This window comes from Halofilum ochraceum (genome assembly GCF_001614315.2).
In the GTDB taxonomy this organism is placed as follows: domain Bacteria; phylum Pseudomonadota; class Gammaproteobacteria; order XJ16; family Halofilaceae; genus Halofilum; species Halofilum ochraceum.
The window spans coordinates 299,926-320,257 of the sequence record NZ_LVEG02000001.1; the positions used below are offsets into that span (position 1 = coordinate 299,926).

Consider the following 20,332-nt stretch of genomic DNA (forward strand, 5'->3'; position numbering starts at 1 on the left):
GCCCGATGACCGACGTGGAGATGGCGGCGGCCCCGGTCGCCGGTGTGGAACTGGCCGCGGCGACCGCCGGCATCAAGGCGTCCGGGCGCCCGGATGTCGCGCTTGTGCGCTTCGTCGAGGGGAGCCGCACGGCCGCGGTGTTCACCCGGAATGCCTTCCGCGCCGCGCCGGTTCACGTGGCGCAGCGCCACATGGCGGCCGCGGCCCCGCGCGTGCTCCTGATCAATTCCGGGTGCGCCAACGCCGGGACCGGGACGGCGGGCGATAGCGATGCGGTCGTGAGCTGCGGCCATGCCGCCAGCGCCTGTGGTGTTACGGCGGAGGCGGTCCTGCCGTTCTCCACAGGGGTCATCGGTCAGCCGCTGCCGGTCGATCGCCTGTGTCACGGTATCGACGAGTGCGCGGGCGCGTTTTCGTCCGCCGGCTGGGATGCGGCCGCCGATGCCATCCGGACCACCGATACGCTGAGCAAGACCGCCAGCGTGCGTGTGACGCTGGCCGGCGGCGCCGTGACCGTCACCGGCATGGCGAAGGGCTCGGGCATGATCCGCCCCGATATGGCGACCATGCTGGCCTTCGTGGCGACCGATGCGGCCGTCGACTCGGATGAGCGGGTCGACTCCATGCTGCGGACGGCCGTCGACGAGTCCTTCCACTGCATTACCGTCGACGGTGATACATCCACCAACGACGCTGTCACGTTGACCGCGACGGGGGCGTCCGGCATTGCCGCGGAAGGTGGCGAGGACCTGCGCGCACTGCAGAAAGCCGTTACAAGCGTCTGTGGCGCTCTTGCGCGGGCGATCGTGCGTGATGCCGAGGGTGTCACGCGTCTGATTGAAGTCGCCGTCACAGGCGCCGAGACGCGCTCCGAGGCGCGAGCGGTGGCTTTCACCGTCGCCCATTCACCGCTGGTGAAGACCGCCGCGTTCGGCGGTGACCCGAACTGGGGACGGATCCTGGCGGCCGTGGGTCGCGCACCGGTGGACGATCTCGATGTGCACCGGGTCGATGTCACCCTCGGCGATATCGCGCTGGTCGCCTCCGGCGAGCCCGTGCGTTTCGACGAAACGGCGGCCGCCGCGGCCATGAGCGGCGATGAGATCCGGATCGGTATCGGTCTCGGGCGCGGGATGGCGGCCGAGACCGTGTGGACCAGCGACCTGTCCTGCGACTACGTCCGGATCAACGCCGACTACCGTACCTGAGGTTACGCGCCATGCCTGACTCGGTAGCCGCCGATGTGCTGCGGGTCGCCGTAGGGGTCGTTCAGCGCTCCGATGGTCAGGTGCTCGTGGCGGAGCGGCATGAACGGCGGCACCAGGGCGGACGGCTCGAGTTCCCCGGCGGCAAATGCGATCCGGGGGAGTCGGCCCGTGATGCGCTGCGCCGGGAACTGCGGGAAGAGATCGGCATTGAAGTGACCGCCTCGGAGCCGCTGATCCGCGTGCGCCACGACTACCACGATCGTCGGGTCGAACTGGAAACCTTCCTGGTAACCGCATGGCGCGGCGAGCCGGGCGGCGCGGAAGGGCAGGCGATCCACTGGGCCGATCCCGCGCAACTGACGGCGGATCGCTTCCCCGCCGCCAATCGACCGATACTCGCTACCCTGAATCGTCCCGCACTGTGCCTGATTACGCCCGACATCGATGCCGTGTCGGCTGCCGACGAACTGCTTTCAGGACTGGATCAAGCGATGGCAACCTGGTCCGTCGGACTGGTTCAGATCCGCCGCCGCGATCGCGGGTCGTCGGCATGGCGGGATCTGGTGTTCGCGGCTGCCGAGCGCTGCACCGCGCGCGGCATCAGGCTGATGGTAAACGGGACCCCGGAACTGCTCGAGGGCCTGCCGGAAGAGGTCGGCCTGCATCTGCCCGCGGCTGTACACCGGTCGATATCATCCCGTCCGGTTGCGGTCGACCGCCTGCTCAGCTGTGCCTGCCACGACGCGACCGAAATCGCGAACGCGGAGCGGATAGAGGCCGATCAGGCCCTCATCGGCCCGGTCCTGCCAACGGGCACCCATCCCGGCGCGCCAACCCTCGGCTGGAACGGCCTCGCCAGGCTGGCGGCACGGACGACGCTGCCGGTGTATGCACTCGGGGGGCTGGAGGTGAGCGATCTCGTGCGAGCGCGGGATGCGGGGGCGATCGGAGTGGCAGGTATCCGCGGTTTCTGGCCGGGAACCGAAACCGTCTGATGACCGTAGGCCGGCCTGCGACCGAAGGGAGCCGGCCGGCGGTACCCCGTGATCGCTGCATCCCTGTCTCGAATGCCGGCTGTTGCCTTCGGCAAAAGCCGGCCTACGACGGCGTTTATACGCACAGTCGAGCAGCGGCTACAACCCGCAGCAGGCCAGATCGAAATCGATGTCCTCATCGAGCTGCACGGCCCGGGCAGCGGGGCTGTCCTGGTGGAAGAAACGGATCGTGAAGCGCTGCCGCCCGGCGCTGATCTCCGGGAAATAATGCCCGGGCGCTTCGAGCTTCAGGCGCAGGAGCTGGATGGGCGAGGAGTGCTTCAGGGGCTGCTCGAAGAAGCCGCCCGCGGCGGTCACCCGGTTCCATTCGCCCGCATCGCGCACCATGGCCAGCCCGCGGTCGATCGCACCTCGGGCCGCCGCCATCGGTTCAAGCCACGACCGGATCGCATCGTGGCGCTCCGCCGAGGGCCGCTGCAGCCACTCCTGATAGGACGGCAGCTCCAGCATGCCGGGCCGGCCGCCGGCCGTCGCCCGCTGCTGGAGCTGTGCGAGCAGATCGTTGTCACGCAGCTCTTCCCCGAGCGCGCCCGTGCCCCCGTGCAGTGCGTTCACAAGGCGTTCGTGCTCGGCGACGAGGGTAGTCAGGCGGTCGCGATCCACGGCCGGGAGATCGTCGAACCGGTTCAGGGCCGCCCGTTGACGATCGAGTTCCTTGATGAGTTCGCGCTTGGAATCGCCGCGCGACACCGTCTGGAGCAATTCAAGAACGGCCTGCAGCGCGGCATGGGTCTGCCAGACGTCGTCGTGCCCGAGGTGGGCGTCGATCCGCTCGAACAGCTGTTCGAGCCGCAGCATCAGGCGGAAACGCTCGTTCAGCGGTTGTTCGAATGTCTGTATGTCACCCACGCGTTTCATGCTCCTCGTCTGTCCGGTGCCTGTCGCGACCGCGCTCGTCGATCCACCGTGAGCCGCAGATTCTCCGGCAAGCGCGGGGGTGATTCAAATCCGGATGCCGGATAGCAGGCGGAATTTCCGGTCCAGGGCGAGCATTTGGCAGGCGACCCCGGTTTCCGGGGCGACCGAGTCGCCATTGGCCACCACGTCGTGCGCCGCCGCGAGGCGTCGCCATCGGCCCGCCTGTGCCGCGAGCATGGCATCCGCGGCGGCGGCGTCCATCCCGTCGCGCCGGCAAAGACGGGCGCGCTGGACCTCGGCGGGGGCATCCACCACCACCACCCGGTCATAGTCGGACGCCTGGTCCGTTTCGATCAGCAGCGGAATGACGCAGAGCAGGTACGGATGCCCCTGCTGCTCCAGGGATGCGGAGGCGTTCGCCATCCATGCGCGGATCCGTGGATGCAGAATCGATTCGAGCCGATGGCGGGCGGCATCATCCTCGAAAATCCGTCCACGCAGGGCCCGACGGTCGAGCGAGCCGTCCGCCGCCAGTATCCCTTCACCGAATGCCTCTATGACCTCGGCCAGACCGTCCGTACCGGGGCGAACCACCTCCCGCGAAACGGCGTCGGCATCGATGACCCGCGCGCCCAACGCCTCGAAATATCGGGCGACCAGGCTCTTGCCCGATGCGGCTCCGCCGGTCAGGCCGATCCGGAGCATCAGGCCACCGATGTGAGATAGGCACGCGTCAGTTCATCGCCCCAGAACAGGGCGACCCAGCCGCCGGCGGCGAGGTACGGTCCGAACGGTATGGGGATATTCCGGTCGCGCCCGAGGGCGACAATCAGACCGATTCCGACCGCTGCACCGACCACCGACGAGAGCAGGATCGTCACCGGCAGCCCCTGCCACCCGGTCCACGCGCCGAGCGCGGCCAGCAGCTTGAAATCGCCGTAGCCCATCCCTTCCTTGCCGGTCAGGAGCCGAAACGCATGGAACAGACCCCAGAGGATCAGATAACCGACCGCCGCGCCGATGATGGCATCCACGGGGGTCACCCCGGTCACGCCAAGGGCCGCTCCGACCAGACCGAGCCAGAGGAGTGGCAACGTCAGGTCGTCCGGGAGGAGGGTCGTGTGCAGGTCGATGACCGCCGCGGTCAGCAGCCCCCAGCTGAAGACGATCGCAAAGAGCCCCATCCAGCCCGTACCGAAATGCCAGATTGCCACCACCGCGAGGACGGCGCTCGCGATTTCGACGATCGGATATTCGACGCCGATGCGTTTACCACATCCCCGGCAACGACCGCGAAGCAGCAGCCAGCTCAGCACGGGGATGTTGTCCACGGCTCGGACCGGCGTTGCGCATTCCGGGCACCGCGAGCGGGGAGTGACGAGATCGAATCGTTCTTCGGCGGCGATCGCCTCGCCAGCGCCACCGTCCTCCGCCAGCAGCGCCTGACACTCACTGCGCCACTGCCGTTCGAGCATAACGGGCAGGCGCCGGATCACGACGTTCAAAAAGCTCCCGACCACCAGCCCGAACAGGACGAGGGCGACCACGATGAGCCAGTCTGGTCCGATGATATTCAGCATCTCCGGCGTCAGAACGCCTGGCCCATCTGGAAGATGGGGAGATACATGGCGATTACGAGGCCACCGATCACGATGCCCAGGAATGACATGATAATCGGTTCCATCAGGCTGGTCAGGCTGTCGACGGCGTTATCGACTTCTTGTTCATAGAAGTCGGCGACCTTCGCAAGCATACCGTCCAGCGATCCCGATTCCTCACCGATTGCGGTCATCTGCACAACCATGTTCGGAAACAGGTTCGTCTGGGCCATGGCCGCCTGGAGCTGTTGGCCCGATGACGCCTCATCCCGCATTTGATAGACGCCACGACGGAATACGGCATTGCCAACGGTCTCGGCGACGGATTCCATTGCTTCCACGAGAGGAACGCCGGCGGTCGACATGGTTGACAGGGTCCTCGCGAATCTCGCAATCGCCGCCTTTTTGGCAATGTCACCAAGAATAGGCAGCTTCAGTACCAATGCATCGATACGATCACGGAATTTCCGTGATTTTTTGTGTGCCTGCAGGAATCCGATTATGACGGCTGCGATTGACCCGAAAATGATGTACCAGTATTGCTGGAATGCTTCGGATAAATCGACAACGAACTGTGTGAATGCCGGGAGGCCACCACCGATACCCGAAAACAGGGACTCGAACATCGGAACGACATACATCAACAAGATTGCCGTCACGACAAATGCAACAATAAGAACGGCTGCGGGATAATACATCGCTTTCTTGATTTTTGCTTTCAGCGCTTCCGATTTCTCTTTATACGTCGCGATTTTATCCAGAAGCGTTTCAAGAGTCCCTGATTGTTCGCCGGCAGCAACCAGGTTTACGAAAAGGTCGTCAAAGTGATTTGGATGCTGGGCGAGGGCCTGACTGAGGTTGCTGCCACCCTCGATATCGGTCTTGATCCGGAGGATCAGGTCACGCATCGAAGGATTTTCATGACCGTTGCCCACGATGTCGAAAGCCTGTACGAGGGGTACGCCGGCACTCAGCATGGTCGCAAGCTGCCGGGCGAAGATCGCGATATCCTCGGTCCTGATCTTTTTCCCGCCGCCCGAGAACAGGGACTTAGACTGCTTCCGGACCTTGACCGGCGTCGTACCCTTGCGCCGGATCTGTGCCTTCACCCAGTCCGCGTTTGGGCCCTCCATCTGGCCCTTGACGCGATTCCCCTTGGCATCCTTGCCCTCCCAGTCGAATATCGTCTTCTTGCTGGTCGCTGCTTCCGCCATGATCTCAGTCCACGGTGATGCGGTTGGCTTCCTCGAGACTCATCACGCCGGCACGGACTTTCTTCAGCGCGGAAGTGCGCAGATCGGCGACGCCCTCTTTCTCCGCCTGATCGGCGATATCCAGCGAGTTTCCGCCTTCCATCATGATACGTCCAATCGCGTCCGTTACCGGCATGACCTGGTAGATGCCCACGCGCCCTTTATAGCCCGTGTCGTTGCATTGGCTGCAGCCGACGGCCTTGTATAGTTTCAGATCATCGACCTCGTCTTCCGTGAACCCTTCCTCAATCAGCGCCTCGCGCGGGATATCGTCCAGCGCCTTGCATTGCTCGCACAGCCGCCGCCCAAGACGCTGGGCGATGATCAGGGATACCGCAGTGGCAACATTGAAGGGCGGCACGCCCATATTGATCATTCGGGACAGGGTCTGTGGCGCATCATTGGTGTGCAGTGTCGACAACACCATGTGGCCGGTCTGGGCGGCCTTGATCGCGATCTCCGCCGTCTCGAGGTCACGAACCTCGCCGACCATGATCACGTCCGGATCCTGCCGCAGGAATGAGCGCAGCGCCTCGGCAAAGGTCAGTCCGACCTTGTTGTTGACGTTGACCTGGTTGATTCCGGCGAGGTTGATCTCGGCCGGATCTTCCGCTGTCGAGATGTTCCGATCGGCCGTGTTGAGAATATTCAGGCCCGTATACAGTGACACGGTCTTGCCCGACCCAGTGGGGCCGGTCACGAGGATCATTCCGTATGGTTTGCTCAGGGCATCCATGTAGAGTTGCTTCTGATCCTCTTCGTAGCCGAGCTTCTCGATGCCCATCTGGGCACTGCTCGGATCGAGGATCCGCAAAACGACCTTTTCACCGAAAAGGGTAGGGCAGGTATTGACGCGGAAGTCGATGGCCCGCTGGCGCGAGATCTTCATCTTGATCCGGCCGTCCTGGGGCAGCCGGCGCTCGGAGATATCCATCCGGGACATCACCTTGATCCGGGCAATCAATCGGTGGGACATCGCCAGTGGGGGCTTCGCGATCTCCAGAAGGACGCCGTCGATCCGATACCGGACCCGCATGTACTTCTCGTAGGGTTCGATATGGATATCCGAAGCGCCCCGATTGATCGCATCCAGTAGGACCTTGTTGACATAACGGACGACCGGGGTGTCGTCGGCATCGGCGCGGCTGACGTCGCCGGCGTCTGCATCCTCATCATCGCCGCCGACGTCCAGATTTTCGAGATCCTCGTCGAGGTCTTCGACTCCGGACCCCATCTCCTGCGCGCTCAGGATCTGGTCGATCCGGCGGGTGAGCTTGTCGTCCTCGACGAGCACCGGCTCGGTCGTGAGCCCGGTCGCGAATTTGAACTCGTCCAGGGCGACCATGTTGGTGGGGTCGGCGATGCCCAGATAGAGCCGGTTGCCACGCTTGTGGAGGGGGACCGCCCGGTGTTTTTCGATCAGTTTATGCTCAACCAGACTCACCGGCTGGACTTCCGGGTCCAGCGTGTCTAGGTCGACGAGTGGCAGACCGAATTCCTGCATCGCGGCCGTGGCCACCTGCCGCCCGGTCGCCTGCTTGTTGCCAACGAGGTAGCGGACGACAGCCTGTTTTTCTTTTTGTGCGCCTTCAGTGGCTGCACGGGCATCCTCATCGGACAGAATGCCATCGTGTACGAGGCGGCGGACAATGCCGCCGAGCGCCAGCTTTGGATTGGGTGTTGCCATCAGGGATCGAGACTCTGGGGCACGGTGGACGCCAAAGATTAACCCATATCCGTGGCCGCGTGTCCACAGGTGGTCGGGCTGTAACCCGTGAGTTGGCAATAACAAAAAAAGCCCCGGTCGACGTGACCGGGGCTTTCGGGGACGTCCATCTTGAGTTCAGCTTTTAGACTTAGCTGACCGGACATCCGGACGGTGCGTAGCTGTCGTCCCAGCCACTCGAGCCAGCGGCGGTCACCGTGCACGACCAAGATCCGTTCGCGCTCCGTGCGAGTGTGATAACGGCACCGTTCACTGCTGGCTGCACATTCTGGTCAAGCGTTGCAACGATTTCCATATCCTCATCGCCGGCATTGTTCAGCGTGAGTGTCGCATACTCGGTTGTGATTGTGCCTCCTGCTGTACCAGCGGCGCCGAGATCCGTCGGATCGGAGATACTCCGCCCCGAAAGCAGTTTCTCTTCAGCCGCCGTCTTCAGCGGGCTGATTTCCTGGAGAGCCGAAGTTACCTGGGAACGGGCGACATAGTCCTGATACTGCGGGATCGCGATTGCCGCCAGGATGCCGATGATCGCTACAACGATCATCAGCTCGATGAGCGTGAAGCCTTTCTGCATGGTTTTCATTGCGGAACTCCTTCCACGTGTAATGGTGTGGTCAATCCACGGACGCCGGTCGCCGCTCCCCTCCACGGACAAGCCGACTGTTCGGCGTTGCCTGTTTAGCAAGCAGGGACCGTGCCAGAACGTATTCAGCCCCGAGGGGAGGCACACTGCGGGCGTTTCGGGGGTAGCGGGAGGAATCGGTGTCAAAATGTGACGCGATCCGTCGCCGATTGTCGTGTCAGTCAGTCGATTCCCAGCTTCTTCAGACGGTAACGCAGCTGCCGGTAGGTCAGGCCCAGTTCCTGCGCCGAGGCGGTGCGGTTCCAGCGGTTGCGCTCCAGGCTTTCCGTCAGCAGGCGGCGCTGGTTGTCCTCGATCTGGTCATCGATCGAGGTGGCCGCTGTTGGCGTGGCGTGTGAGGAAGGTTCGCTGATATCGCCCGCGGGCATGCCATTGGTCGCGCCACCACCACCGCCACCGGGGGCAAGCTGGAGGTCTTCCGCGCTGATTCGATTGCCGTCGACCAGTGTCAGGGCGCGTTCCAGGATGTTCTCGAGTTCGCGGACGTTGCCGGGGAACGGGTAGGCGGCGAGGGCTTCGAACGCGTCCTGGGTCAGGGTAACCGCTCCGGCCTGATACTCCTCGGCCAGGCGGCCGACGATGTGGTCGGCGATCGTGGCGATGTCGCCGCCGCGCTCGCGCAGGGGCGGGACCCGCAGCGCGATCACGTGGATACGGTAGAAGAGGTCCTCCCGGAAGCGCCCGTCCCGGACCGCCTGTTCGAGATCGGCGTGGGTGGCACAGACGATGCGGGCATCGATGGGCTGTTCGCTTGTCGCCCCGACGGGGCGGATGCGTTTCTCCTGGATGGCCCGCAGGAGCTTCACCTGCATATCGGGCGGCAGTTCCACGACCTCGTCGAGGAACAGGGTGCCGCCATGGGCGGCCGCGAACAGGCCGTCGCGGTCGCTGTTGGCGCCGGTGAAGGCGCCGCGGCGGTGGCCGAAGAATTCGCTCTCCATGAGTTCCCGCGGGATCGCGCCGCAGTTGACCGGCACAAAGGGGCGCTCGGCTCGCGGGCCCTGTTCATGGATCAGTCGGGCGACCAGTTCCTTGCCGGAGCCGGATTCGCCACTTATGACCACCGGGGCCTGGCTGCGGGCGACCTTAGCGATCCGCGTGCGGAGCGTCTCGATCGCTGGCGACTGTCCGATCAGGCGGGTACCGGTGTCGCTGGCCCGGTGCTCGCCGGCCGGTTCCAGGCGGAGGGCCTGGGTTACCAGGCTGCGAAGGTCTTCGAGTTCGACCGGTTTCGCCACGAAATCGAAGGCGCCGGATTTGAGCGCCTTCACCGCGGCGTCCATGTTTCCGTGAGCGGTAATGACGGCGACCGGGGTGCCGGGATAATCGCGATTGATGTGGTCGACGAGATCGAGGCCGTCGCCGTCCGGGAGTCGCATATCGGTCAGACACAGATGGTAGCCGCGTTCTGCCAGCGCGGAGCGGGCGGACTCCAGTGTACCGACAGCGACCGTCTCCAGCCCCATGCGGCCGAGCGTGATCTCCAACAGTTCGCGGATGTCGGGTTCGTCGTCGACGATCAGGACGGTCTGTTCAGCCATGGTGCCTCGGTCGGTCGTCGATGGCCTGCAGGGTCACGCGGAAGCAGTTGCCGGTATCCGATGCCACGAAATGCAGACGGGCGTTGTTCGCCTCACAGAGTTCGCGGGCGAGGAACAGGCCGAGGCCGGTGCCCGAGTGACTGGTCGTGAAAAACGGCTCGAAGATCTCATCGACCTGGCGCCGATCGATCGGATTGCCGTCGTCACGGACGTCCAGCCAGGTGTGCCCCTCACGATCGGTGCCCGCGCAAAGCGTGACGATAACCGATTCCCCATCGCTCCGTCGCCCGTGACGCAGGCTGTTATCGCACAGATTGCGGACGATCTGATCGAGCTGCCCCGGATCGAAGTGTACCCGAAGGGCCGTCCCGGGCGCCGTGTGACGCAGCCGGTCGGTCCCGAGTTGGTGGTCGTGCGCATACTGCCGGGCGAAATCCGGCAGCCACTCTGCGAGTTCGACGGTCGTGCCCTCGCCGCCACGCTGACGCGAGAGTTCAAGCACGCTCTCGACGATGTGATTCACGCGGCGACTGTGCGCGAGCATGATGCCGGTCAGGCGCCGATCGGCCTCCGGAATCGCCTCCGACTCTTCCAGCAACTGGGCGGAGTGACTGATCGCCCCGAGTGGATTCCGGATTTCATGGGCGATGCTGGCGGTGAGCCGCCCGAGTGACGCCAGCTTGAGCTGCTGGACCTGCTCCTCGATGAACCGGGCATCCTCGATCGAGAGCAGCGTGCCCGGTTCGCCGAGCGCCGTGAATTGCACCTGCAGACGGCGGTTCGCGCCCGGTTTCGCCGTCAGCGGCTCCGGGCTGGTGCGCCCGTCGCGGCTCCAGCGATCGAGTGCCGCCACGAGACCGGGAGCGACATCGTCGACGCGGCGCCCGGTGAGTGTCGCGGGATCGTCGAGCAGCACCCCGGCGCTGGCGTTCGCCAGCGAGATTCGGCCCGAAGGGTCGACCACGAGAATCCCGGCTTCCATGTGCTGGACAATGCGCTCGTTGAGGGCGGAGAGCCGCTGTACGTCGACCGATCGGCGGCGAGCGATCTCGGCGCTCTCCGCGGAACGCCTGGCCAGCGCGGCGGCCAGCAGTGCGGCCGCGAACAGCGTGATTCCTAGCACCGCCGCTTGCGGATAGGCGGCGGCGCCAGCATCGATCCGGAACGCCCGGATGGATTCAATGCCGAGCAGCAGCAACGATCCGAGTGCGGCGGCCAGCAGGGCGTGGCGTGCGGCCAGCAGGGTGCCGGCGCCGGCGATCGGCACGACGAGCAGCGTACCGAGACCGCTCGCCACCCCCCCGGAGCCGTAGGTGGCGACTGTGAGCAGGATCAGGTCGGTGTAGAGGTGCAGATACGCCTGTATTCGGGCGTCCGGGACGCGACGATGGATGGTCCAGGCGAACGCGATCGCTGCGAAGAGGTAGACCGCGCTCGCGGTGTAGAACAGCAGGGGAGCCGTAACGCCGAACTCGACCGTGCGCACATCCGCGAGAAAAGCCACGAGCAGGGCGATCGCGATGAACAGCCGGTAGCTGTTCAGGATCCGGATGGACTCCCAGTCCTCTCTCCGCAGAGAGGCGTCGGGATGTTCGTCCGGTCCATCCGGCATGAGTTGTATCTGCTGGTCACTCATCGCGCGGGTAGTCTCGGGATTTCGTGTCCGCCAGGCAAGGTCCGATGCTTGGCCCGGCGGTCGACGGGGCGCACAATCCGCATCGTCGTGGTTCCCGGAGATACTTCGTGCAGCACACAGGTGATTCCCTGAAGATCGGGCTGGCGCAGGTGGATGCCGTCGTCGGTGATATCGAGGGCAATGCGCGCCGCGTGATTGCCGCGGCGCAGAATCTGGAAGTCCGTCATGGTGCCCGCCTTGCCGTCTTCCCGGAACTGTGCCTGCTCGGATATCCGCCGGATGATCTCCTGCTGCGCCCCGATCTTCCCGGGCGCATCGATGCGGCGGTCGATGAGATCGCCGTGGCGCTGGAGGAGACGGGGATCGCCGCACTGGTTGGTTTGCCGCTGTTCGAAAATGACGTCTGCTACAACGGCGGTGTGCTGCTGGACGCAGGCAAGCGCGTCGCCGCGGTCCGCAAACGCTGTCTGCCCAACTACGGTGTGTTCGACGAAAAACGGTATTTCAGCGCGGGCGACAGCGCTGTCACCGTGTCCATCGACGGCCATACGCTGGGGCTGATGATCTGCGAGGATATCTGGCAGGCGGAGCCGGCTTCCGATCTCGCGGCGGCCGGGGCCGAGCTGATCCTGTGTCCCAATGCGTCCCCTTACCATTGCGACAAGGCGGCGGAGCGCCTCGCCGTCGCCCGTCGGCGCGTTCAGGAAACGGGCTGTCCGCTGGTCTACGTGAACCAGGTCGGCGGGCAGGACGATCTCGTGTTCGACGGCGATTCGTTCGCGATCGACGCTTACGGGAATGAGGCGCTCCGGCTGCCGGCGTTCGTCGAGGGCGAGGGCGCAGTCGCCTGGCGCGCCGGGTCCGGACTGCAGCCGGTCGAAGCGGTAGCGCCGTCGCCGCGGTCGCTGCCGCAGGCCGAATCGATCTACCGCGCCCTCACACTGGGTGTACGCGATTATGTGACCAAAAACGGTTTCGAGGGCGTGTTCGTGGGACTGTCGGGCGGGATCGACTCGGCGCTCGTACTGGCGCTCGCCGCCGATGCCCTCGGGCCCGAGCGCGTGACCGCGGTCCGTATGCCCTCGCGCTACACGGCGCAGATGAGCCTCGACGATGCCGCCGAAGAGGCGGAACGGCTGGGCGTGCGCTGTGAGACGCTGTCGATCGAACCGGCCTATGAGGCCTTTCTCGATATCCTTTCCGGACCGTTTGCGGGCATGGCGCCCGACACGACGGAGGAGAATATCCAGGCCCGCTCCCGGGGGCTTCTGCTGATGGCGCTGGCAAATAAGCACAACGCCATCGTGCTGGCCACCGGCAACAAAAGCGAGATGGCGGTGGGCTACGCCACGCTGTACGGCGATATGGCCGGGGGCTTCGCGCCGCTGAAGGACGTCAGCAAAACCCGGGTCTATGCCCTGGCGCGCTGGCGCAACGAGCAGGCGCTCGCGATTCCGGAGCGGGTGCTGACGCGTGAGCCATCGGCGGAACTGGCCGCCGATCAGGCCGATTCGGACAGTCTGCCACCGTATGACGTGCTCGATCCGATCCTGGAGGCGCTAGTGGAGCGCGACGAGTCGGTCGAGGACATCGCCGCGGCCGGCTTCAACGCGGACACGGTGCGCCGCGTGGCGCGTATGCTGGTGAAGAGCGAGTACAAACGGCGTCAGGCGGCGCCGGGACCCAAGGTATCGCCCCGGGCCTTTGGTCGCGAACGGCGTTATCCGATCACCTCAAGGTATTCGATGTAGCGTACCGCGCCGCGGTGCCGTCGACGGGTGACGGCGCTAAACCGGCGTCGGTCAGGAATCGCTCGCGACTTCGTCGCCCGGGACCGGGTGGTCCGGCCAGTTGTGCCGGAGGACCCGCCGCGAATCCGCCGCCAGGTCGTCCAGCCCCATGCGGTCGTACGCCTGCGCCTGCAGCGCCAGGGCATCCGGGACGGCGGGGGCTCCATCGTAGTTCGAGAGCAGGTACTCGATCCGGTTGACCACTGCCGTGTAAGCGCTCTGGCCGAAATAGAAGCGCGCCGTTTCCAGTTCGTGGAGCGCCATCTGGTTGCGCAGGTAGATCATCCGCTGGCGGGCATCATCCGCGTAGCGGGAGTCCCCGTGCTGCTCGACAACCCGGCGGAAGTCGGCGAAGGCCTGCTGCAGGCGCTGCTGGTCCATCTGCGCCATGTCGCGCGGGAACAGCTCGTTGACGAACGTCCGGCCGCGGTTGTAGCGCACGAGCCCGCGGAGGTAGTAGGCGTAGGCGACCCCTTCGTGGGTGGGGTGCAGTTTGATGAAGCGGTCCAGGGCGGCGATCGCCGACTGCTCCTCCCCGAACTGGTAATAGGAATACGCGATGTCCAGCTGGGCCTGCAGGGCCAGCGGGCCGAAGGGGTAGCGGGCCTCCAGCTTCTCGAAGTAATCGATCGCGTCCTGAAAGGAGCCGGCTTCCATCGACCGTTTCGCCTCTTCGTAGAGGCGTTCCTTGGACCAGTCGGCGGTCGGGTCGTGGTCGGTCGACGCGCAGCCGCCGGTAACGGCAAGCACGGCGAGGGCGATTATCAGGGCAAGCGGGCGCATGGTCGCATTCATTTTCAACATAACCTTCCCATTATACCCGACAAAAGGCTACGCTTCCGAGGCTATGGATACTCAAGAACCCGACATCCGTCATATCCCGGCGGGGCAGGCCGGCGAGCGTCTCGACCGCGCGCTCGCGCGCCTGTTCCCCGAATATTCGCGCACCCGGCTGCAGGAGTGGCTCAAGGCCGGTCACCTGCATGTCAACGGCATGAGTCCCGCCCCCCGCACGCTGGTGCTTGGTGGCGAGTCGGTGGTCCTCGATGCCGGTATCGCCGAGCAGGTCGATCCGACCCTCGACGCGGCCGCCGAGGACGTCGACTTCGGCATCGTGCACGAGGACGAAGCCATTCTGGTCGTCAATAAACCGGCCGGTCTGGTGGTTCATCCGGCCGCGGGCCATCGCGGTGGGACGCTGCAGAACGGCCTGTTGCACTACGATCCGTCGCTCGCGGCCGTGCCGCGGGCTGGCATCGTGCATCGTCTGGACAAGGACACGACGGGTCTGATGGTAGTCGCCCGCACACTGGCGGCGCACAATCGCCTGGTCACCCAGCTCCACGATCGCGCCATCGTGCGCGAGTACCGGGCGATCGTGACCGGCGTCCCGGTCGCGGGCGACACGATCGATGCCCCAATCGGCCGACATCCGAGGGATCGGCAGCGGCAGGCCGTGGTCCGGACCGGTGGGCGGCCGGCGGTGACGCACTTCCGCATCGAGCGCAAATACCGTGGGCACGCCTACATCCGCGTACGACTGGAGACCGGGCGCACGCATCAGATCCGTGTGCACATGCAGCACGCAGGTCTGCCGCTGGTCGGCGATCCGCAGTACGGGGGCCGCCCGCAGTTGCCGCGTTCCCCGGCTCCCGAGCTCCGCGATGCCCTGCAGGCCCTGCACCGACAGGCGCTGCATGCCGCCCGGCTGGAGATGTCGCATCCGGAGCGGGGCGACTGGTGTACCTGGGAGGCCCCGGTGCCGGCCGATTTCCAGGCCGTGCTCGACGGGCTGGAGGCTGACCTCAACGCCCATGTCTGAGTTCGCCGGAACCTGGCTGGGTCCGGGGACGATCGCCGGCTCGTCCGCCCGCGTTCTCGCGACCACGCGCAGCGGTGGGGTCGGTACCGGTACCTGGTCCACATTCACGCTCGGTGGGCCCGCCGAAGCCGCGGAAGCCGGGTTGTCCATCAACCGGCGGCGCTTGCGGCGTCTGCTCGACCTGCCGGCCGACCCGGTCTGGCTGCGCCAGGTGCATGGCACCCGTTGTGTCGAACTGCATGGGCATGAAGACAGCGACCGGATCGAGGCCGATGCGGTCTGGACCGCACGGCCCGGCGTTGTCTGCGCCGTGCTGACCGCGGATTGCCTGCCGGTCGCCCTCGTGGACCACAAGGGCCGCGCCGTCGGCGTGGCGCATGCCGGTTGGCGCGGTCTCGCGAACGGCGTGATCGAGGCGCTGGTTGCCGCACTGCCGGTTGAGCCGGTCGATCTGGTCGCGTGGCTGGGGCCGGCAATCGGACCAGCAGCGTTCGAGGTCGGCCCCGAGGTGCGCGATGCCTTCACGAGTGTCGATCCAGCCGCGGCGGCGGCCTTCCAGCCGGGCGCCGGCGATCGCTGGCACGCCGACCTCTGTGAACTTGCCCGCCGCCGACTGCGTGCCCGCGGCGTGCAATCGATCGGGGGCGGCGGCTTCTGCACCTACAGCGATCCGGAAAGATTCTTCTCCCATCGACGCGCCGGCGGCCCCACCGGTCGCATGGCAACACTCGCCTGGCTGGGGACCGCCTAACTCAGCCCATAACTCTGCCCGCCGGCTGGCTCCCTTCGGTCGCAAGCCGGCCTACGCTCTATCTGCCGCCTGCCGCCTGCCGCCTGCCGCCTGCCGCCTGCCGCCTGCCGCCTGTTCCCCTCCCGAGTCTTGAAAATTCCCGATGGGCCCGCATTTAACGGGTATTAATGCAATCCCCGAGGGAGTCGAACTCATGCGGATGGACAAACTGACCAGCAAGTTCCAGATGGCGCTGGCCGACGCGCAGTCGCTCGCGGTCGGACGCGATCATCAGTTCATCGAGCCCGTTCACCTGATGGTGGCGATGCTCGATCAGGAGGGCGGGAGCACCCGCCATCTGCTTTCCCATGCCGGCGTGAACGTGAATGGCCTACGTTCCGCGCTCGGTGCCGAAATGGATCGCCTGCCGAAGGTCTCCGGGACCGAAGGCGAGGTCCATATCTCCAACGATCTGTCAAAGCTGCTGAACCAGTGCGACAAGCTCGCCCAGAAGCGTGGCGACCAGTACATCTCGAGCGAGCTGTTCGCGCTGGCGGCGGTCGAGGGCAAGGGCCGGATCGCCGAGCTGATGCACGAGCACGGTGCGGTCAAGGGCGCGCTCGAGAAGTCGATCGATGCCGTCCGTGGCGGCGAAAACGTCAACGACCCGAACGCCGAAGAGCAGCGTCAGGCACTGGAGAAGTACTGCACCGACGTCACGGAGCGTGCCGAGCAGGGGAAACTCGACCCGGTGATCGGTCGCGACGAGGAGATCCGGCGTGCCGTGCAGGTGCTGCAGCGGCGCACCAAGAACAACCCCGTGCTGATCGGTGAGCCCGGCGTCGGCAAGACCGCGATCGTCGAGGGGCTGGCGCAGCGCATCGTCAACGGCGAGGTGCCGGAGGGCCTGAAGGATAAGCGCCTGCTGGCGCTGGACCTCGGTTCACTGCTTTCCGGCGCGAAATACCGGGGCGAGTTCGAGGAACGCCTGAAATCGGTCCTCAATGAGATCGGCAAGGAAGAAGGCCGCATCATCCTGTTCATCGACGAGATGCACATGGTGGTCGGGGCCGGCAAGGCCGAGGGCGCCATGGACGCGGGCAATATGCTCAAGCCGGCACTCGCTCGCGGCGAACTGCACTGCATCGGTGCGACCACGCTGGATGAATACCGCAAGAACATCGAGAAAGACGCGGCCCTGGAGCGCCGCTTCCAGAAGGTGCTGGTCGACGAGCCCAACGTCGAGGACACGATCGCGATTCTGCGTGGCCTCAAGGAACGCTACGAGGTGCACCACGGGGTGCAGATCACCGACCCCGCGATCATCGCCGCGGCGCAGCTGTCCACACGCTACATCACCGATCGTCAGCAACCGGACAAGGCGATCGACCTGGTCGACGAGGCCGCCTCGCGGATCCGCATGGAGATCGACTCCAAGCCGGAGGAGATGGACCGCCTCGAGCGGCGTCTGATCCAGTTGAAGATCGAACGCGAGGCCATGAACAAGGAATCCGACGAGGCCTCGAAGAAGCGCCGGAAGAATCTCGATGAGGAGATCGAGCGGCTGGAGAAGGAATACGCGGATCTCGACGAGATCTGGAAGGCCGAGAAGTCGGCGGTGCAGGGCGAGACCCAGATCAAGGAAGAACTCGAACGCGCCCGCCAGGAGCTGGAGACCGCGCGCCGGGCCGGTAATCTTGGCCGGATGTCCGAGCTCCAGTACGGCCGCATTCCCGAGCTTGAGAAACAGCTCCAGCAGGTCCAGGAGCAGGAAGACAGCCAGGAGGAGTCCCGCCTGTTGCGCAACAAGGTCACCGAGGAAGAGGTGGCCGAGGTGGTCTCGCGCTGGACCGGTATCCCGGTCTCGAAGATGCTCGAGGGCGAGCGCGAGAAGCTCAATCGCCTCGAGGAAGTGCTGGCCGAACGGGTGGTGGGCCAGGACGAGGCCGTCCATGCGGTCGCCTCGGCGATCCGCCGCTCGCGTGCTGGACTGGCGGACCCGAACCGCCCCAATGGCTCGTTCCTGTTCCTTGGCCCGACCGGTGTAGGCAAGACGGAGCTCTCAAAGGCGCTCGCCAACTTCCTCTTCGATACCGAGGAGTCGATGGTGCGCATCGACATGTCGGAGTTCATGGAGCAGCACTCCGTGGCCCGCCTGATCGGTGCGCCGCCGGGCTATGTCGGCTATGAGGAAGGCGGTTACCTGACCGAGGCCGTCCGCCGCAAGCCGTACTCGGTCATCCTGATGGATGAGATCGAGAAGGCGCACCGGGATGTGTTCAACATCCTGCTGCAGGTGCTGGACGACGGTCGCCTGACCGACGGCCACGGCCGCACGGTCGACTTCCGTAATACGGTCGTCATCATGACGTCCAACCTCGGCAGCGATGTCATTCAGGAGATGGCCGGGCAGGGCGACTATGACGCGATCAAGTCGTCGGTGATGGAGATCGTGGGCAAGTCGTTCCGGCCCGAGTTCATCAACCGGATCGATGACCTGGTGGTGTTCCATTCGCTGGGCCGTGAACAGATCCGCGAGATCACCGGCATCCAGATGGGGCACCTGCACAAGCGCCTGGCCGAGCGCGACATGGCGATCGAACTCAGCGCCGCGGCGCTGGATCACCTCGGCGAGGCCGGCTTCGATCCGGTCTACGGGGCCCGGCCGCTCAAGCGGGCCATCCAGCAGCAGCTGGAGAACCCGCTGGCCCAGGAAATCCTGGCCGGCCGCTTCGGCCCGAGCGACACCATCCACGTGGATGCGGGCCCGGATGGCTTGGTCTTCGAGCGCCGCTCGGAAACCGCCGAGGCCGCGACGGCCTGAACCATCAACGGGGGCCGACTCCCTCGATTACGGGCGCCTTCGGGCGCCCGGTTTTTTTGAGATTGGTCAAGCTCAAGCACTGGAGGATAACCAGGCAACCACAGTTCTCCGCGGACACCAATATTCTGACCGCACTTATTAACATTCATTCCCCCAAGTTATCGGCAGTCGGTGAGGTCGCGGTTGAGAGTAATGATTTGGATAGCAACGGCGGTCATTATTGGATGTTGTATCGACCGCCGAGCCAAAGTCTTGGCGCGAAGCCGATGCCTGATCGATAGTCCGGAAAGCTGGCCGCAAATAGTAAAACCATGCTCACAACCAAACCGCAGACCAGCGCCCCCGCAATGATCCGGACTCCAGGGGTCATGTAGACAACATACCGCAACGAAGGAGGACCCAGAGCTTTGGACCAGCCCCATGTGAGAGCGAGCGTAAGCAGGAGCAGAATCTGCCCGAACGGATAAAAGTAGACGCCGCTGACGAGACTATGCACGAGAAGTGCGCACGTTGCCCATGCGACGGGCTGGGCCTCCTGCGGCAGGCGAAAAACGGCAAGTACAGCGCTTAGTACTACAAAAATGACCGTGAATAGCGCAACCGGGAGTCCATAATCATGTGACACTTCAAGCAAAAGATTATGTGCGTGCGCCAACTTGGTCGGTAGGGTAGCGACGGCTCCAGGTCCCTGACCGAGTACCGGTGCGTCGAGTGTTCCAGCAATCGCTTGGCGCCATAAGTCGACCCGACCACTAGAGCCGAGATCGATGGTAAAAGGCTCGGTTCCGGGGGAGGTTGTCGGTCCGATCAGAAACTGGCTGCTCGCCGTCGCGACCACGGCGGCTGTGGCAAAGGCCACCGATAACGCCATGGTCCGCCACTGGCTTCCTGTCCACCGGTAACTCCAGGCGATAATCATACCGGTGGCAATCAGGGCGACTGAGGTACCGCGCGCACCCGTTGTCACGACCATCCAAAGCATGATGACCGTGTTGAACAGTGCGAGCTTTCGCACGTACCCCGGATCCCGCGTAAACGTCAGCCAAATCAGAAATGGAATTATCCCGGTTTGAATATGGTTGAAACCACGGCGGTTACCTATTGCGAGGTAATTACCGTAAAATTCGTTACAGGTCCCGTCGTATAGGCAATGTGGTAGCCATGCGGCTAATCCGCGGACGATCAGGAGCGTGGAGATCAGGAGAATAGCCAGCGCCAGTTGGTTCGTGACCTCTCCTGGGCTGGAGAACCGGGCCAGATTGGCCAGTAGCCAACCAGCCGCCATGAGGGTCATGAGAAGGGTCCACTCGGCAGCCCCGCCGATATGGATATGCAGGGCCAGAGTCGTTCCGGTCAGGCTGGCGCTGAGCGCGACCAGTACTCCCATCGGGATGGTGATTTCAAGTCTATGAACACCCAAAATCGCCGCAACCATAGCGATTGCCAATACCGGTACATTCATCCAGCGGGCAAGATCATAAGTCCATAGTGATTCCGGTGTATAGTCGAGGATCGTTGAAGCGTGAAGCAGGAGGGGCGCAAGAAGCGCTAGTAAAGCGGTAAGTAAATAAGGCTCCACGGAACGATTATGAGTGCCCCTGTGCTGACAGGAAGGGCTCGCGCTTGTAGATCCTCCGGTGATGTTCAT

At 64.6% G+C, this 20,332-nt stretch carries 16 protein-coding genes; 6 read left to right on the forward strand and 10 right to left on the reverse strand.

From position 1 onward, the window contains the following. The first annotated feature begins 5 nt into the window (after positions 1-5). Together argJ and A0W70_RS01430 are read left to right on the forward strand one after the other, a co-directional pair. Entirely contained in the window at positions 6-1,208 is a 1,203-nt protein-coding gene (argJ, locus tag A0W70_RS01425) for a bifunctional glutamate N-acetyltransferase/amino-acid acetyltransferase ArgJ (RefSeq protein ID WP_070987630.1), read from the forward strand. A gap of 11 nt (positions 1,209-1,219) precedes the next feature. Then, positions 1,220-2,203 carry a Nudix family hydrolase gene (locus A0W70_RS01430; RefSeq protein WP_070987631.1) on the forward strand — a complete coding sequence of 328 codons (984 nt, stop codon included), beginning with the start codon at positions 1,220-1,222 and terminating at the stop codon, positions 2,201-2,203. A 138-nt stretch (positions 2,204-2,341) separates the two neighbouring features. On the opposite strand, the gene zapD is transcribed toward A0W70_RS01430, so the two are convergent. The 8 genes from zapD to A0W70_RS01470 all read right to left on the reverse strand — a co-directional run bounded on the left by zapD (position 2,342) and on the right by A0W70_RS01470 (position 11,518). Continuing rightward, on the reverse strand, positions 2,342-3,112 hold the full coding sequence (gene zapD / locus A0W70_RS01435; protein ID WP_175443032.1) for a cell division protein ZapD: 771 nt from the start codon (positions 3,110-3,112) through the stop codon (positions 2,342-2,344). A gap of 93 nt (positions 3,113-3,205) precedes the next feature. Next, complete coding sequence (gene coaE / locus A0W70_RS01440; RefSeq protein WP_070987635.1) at positions 3,206-3,826, reverse strand: dephospho-CoA kinase; 621 nt, start codon at positions 3,824-3,826, stop codon at positions 3,206-3,208. Beyond that, positions 3,826-4,701 carry a prepilin peptidase gene (locus tag A0W70_RS01445; RefSeq protein WP_070987637.1) on the reverse strand — a complete coding sequence of 292 codons (876 nt, stop codon included), beginning with the start codon at positions 4,699-4,701 and terminating at the stop codon, positions 3,826-3,828. The genes coaE and A0W70_RS01445 overlap by 1 nt, the downstream gene beginning before the upstream one ends. Before the next feature lie 8 nt (positions 4,702-4,709). Beyond that, complete coding sequence (locus tag A0W70_RS01450; protein WP_070987639.1) at positions 4,710-5,933, reverse strand: type II secretion system F family protein; 1,224 nt, start codon at positions 5,931-5,933, stop codon at positions 4,710-4,712. A 4-nt stretch (positions 5,934-5,937) separates the two neighbouring features. Further along, entirely contained in the window at positions 5,938-7,659 is a 1,722-nt protein-coding gene (gene pilB, locus A0W70_RS01455; RefSeq protein ID WP_070987641.1) for a type IV-A pilus assembly ATPase PilB, read from the reverse strand. A 169-nt stretch (positions 7,660-7,828) separates the two neighbouring features. Continuing rightward, a complete protein-coding gene (locus A0W70_RS01460) occupies positions 7,829-8,281 on the reverse strand; it encodes a pilin (protein WP_070987643.1) in 453 nt (150 codons plus the stop codon). Between the two features lie 221 nt (positions 8,282-8,502). Next, positions 8,503-9,882 (reverse strand): sigma-54-dependent transcriptional regulator, encoded by a 1,380-nt coding sequence (locus A0W70_RS01465; RefSeq protein ID WP_070987645.1) that lies wholly within the window; start codon positions 9,880-9,882, stop codon positions 8,503-8,505. Continuing rightward, positions 9,875-11,518 (reverse strand): sensor histidine kinase, encoded by a 1,644-nt coding sequence (locus tag A0W70_RS01470; protein WP_083330679.1) that lies wholly within the window; start codon positions 11,516-11,518, stop codon positions 9,875-9,877. Before A0W70_RS01470 ends, A0W70_RS01465 begins: the two co-directional genes overlap by 8 nt. Positions 11,519-11,625: 107 nt before the next feature. On the opposite strand from A0W70_RS01470, the gene A0W70_RS01475 reads away from it, so the two are divergent. Then, positions 11,626-13,269 (forward strand): NAD+ synthase, encoded by a 1,644-nt coding sequence (locus A0W70_RS01475; protein ID WP_070988248.1) that lies wholly within the window; start codon positions 11,626-11,628, stop codon positions 13,267-13,269. Positions 13,270-13,320: 51 nt separating this feature from the next. Here the strand turns inward: A0W70_RS01475 and A0W70_RS01480 are convergent, their stop codons facing one another. Beyond that, a complete protein-coding gene (locus A0W70_RS01480) occupies positions 13,321-14,103 on the reverse strand; it encodes an outer membrane protein assembly factor BamD (RefSeq protein WP_175443033.1) in 783 nt (260 codons plus the stop codon). A gap of 52 nt (positions 14,104-14,155) precedes the next feature. Here A0W70_RS01480 and rluD point away from each other — a divergent pair, with 52 nt between their 5' ends. The 3 genes from rluD (at position 14,156) to clpB (ending at position 18,684) form a co-directional block, all read left to right on the forward strand. After that, the gene (gene rluD / locus A0W70_RS01485; RefSeq protein WP_070987648.1) at positions 14,156-15,130 is read left to right on the forward strand and encodes a 23S rRNA pseudouridine(1911/1915/1917) synthase RluD; all 975 of its coding nucleotides are present in this window, start codon (positions 14,156-14,158) and stop codon (positions 15,128-15,130) included. Then, positions 15,123-15,881, forward strand: a complete 759-nt coding sequence (gene pgeF / locus A0W70_RS01490; RefSeq protein ID WP_083330682.1) for a peptidoglycan editing factor PgeF — start codon at positions 15,123-15,125, stop codon at positions 15,879-15,881. Before rluD ends, pgeF begins: the two co-directional genes overlap by 8 nt. A 199-nt stretch (positions 15,882-16,080) precedes the next feature. Next, positions 16,081-18,684, forward strand: a complete 2,604-nt coding sequence (gene clpB / locus A0W70_RS01495) for an ATP-dependent chaperone ClpB (RefSeq protein WP_175443055.1) — start codon at positions 16,081-16,083, stop codon at positions 18,682-18,684. Positions 18,685-18,901: 217 nt separating this feature from the next. Here the strand turns inward: clpB and A0W70_RS01500 are convergent, their stop codons facing one another. Next, positions 18,902-20,332 (reverse strand): O-antigen ligase family protein, encoded by a 1,431-nt coding sequence (locus A0W70_RS01500; RefSeq protein WP_083330683.1) that lies wholly within the window; start codon positions 20,330-20,332, stop codon positions 18,902-18,904.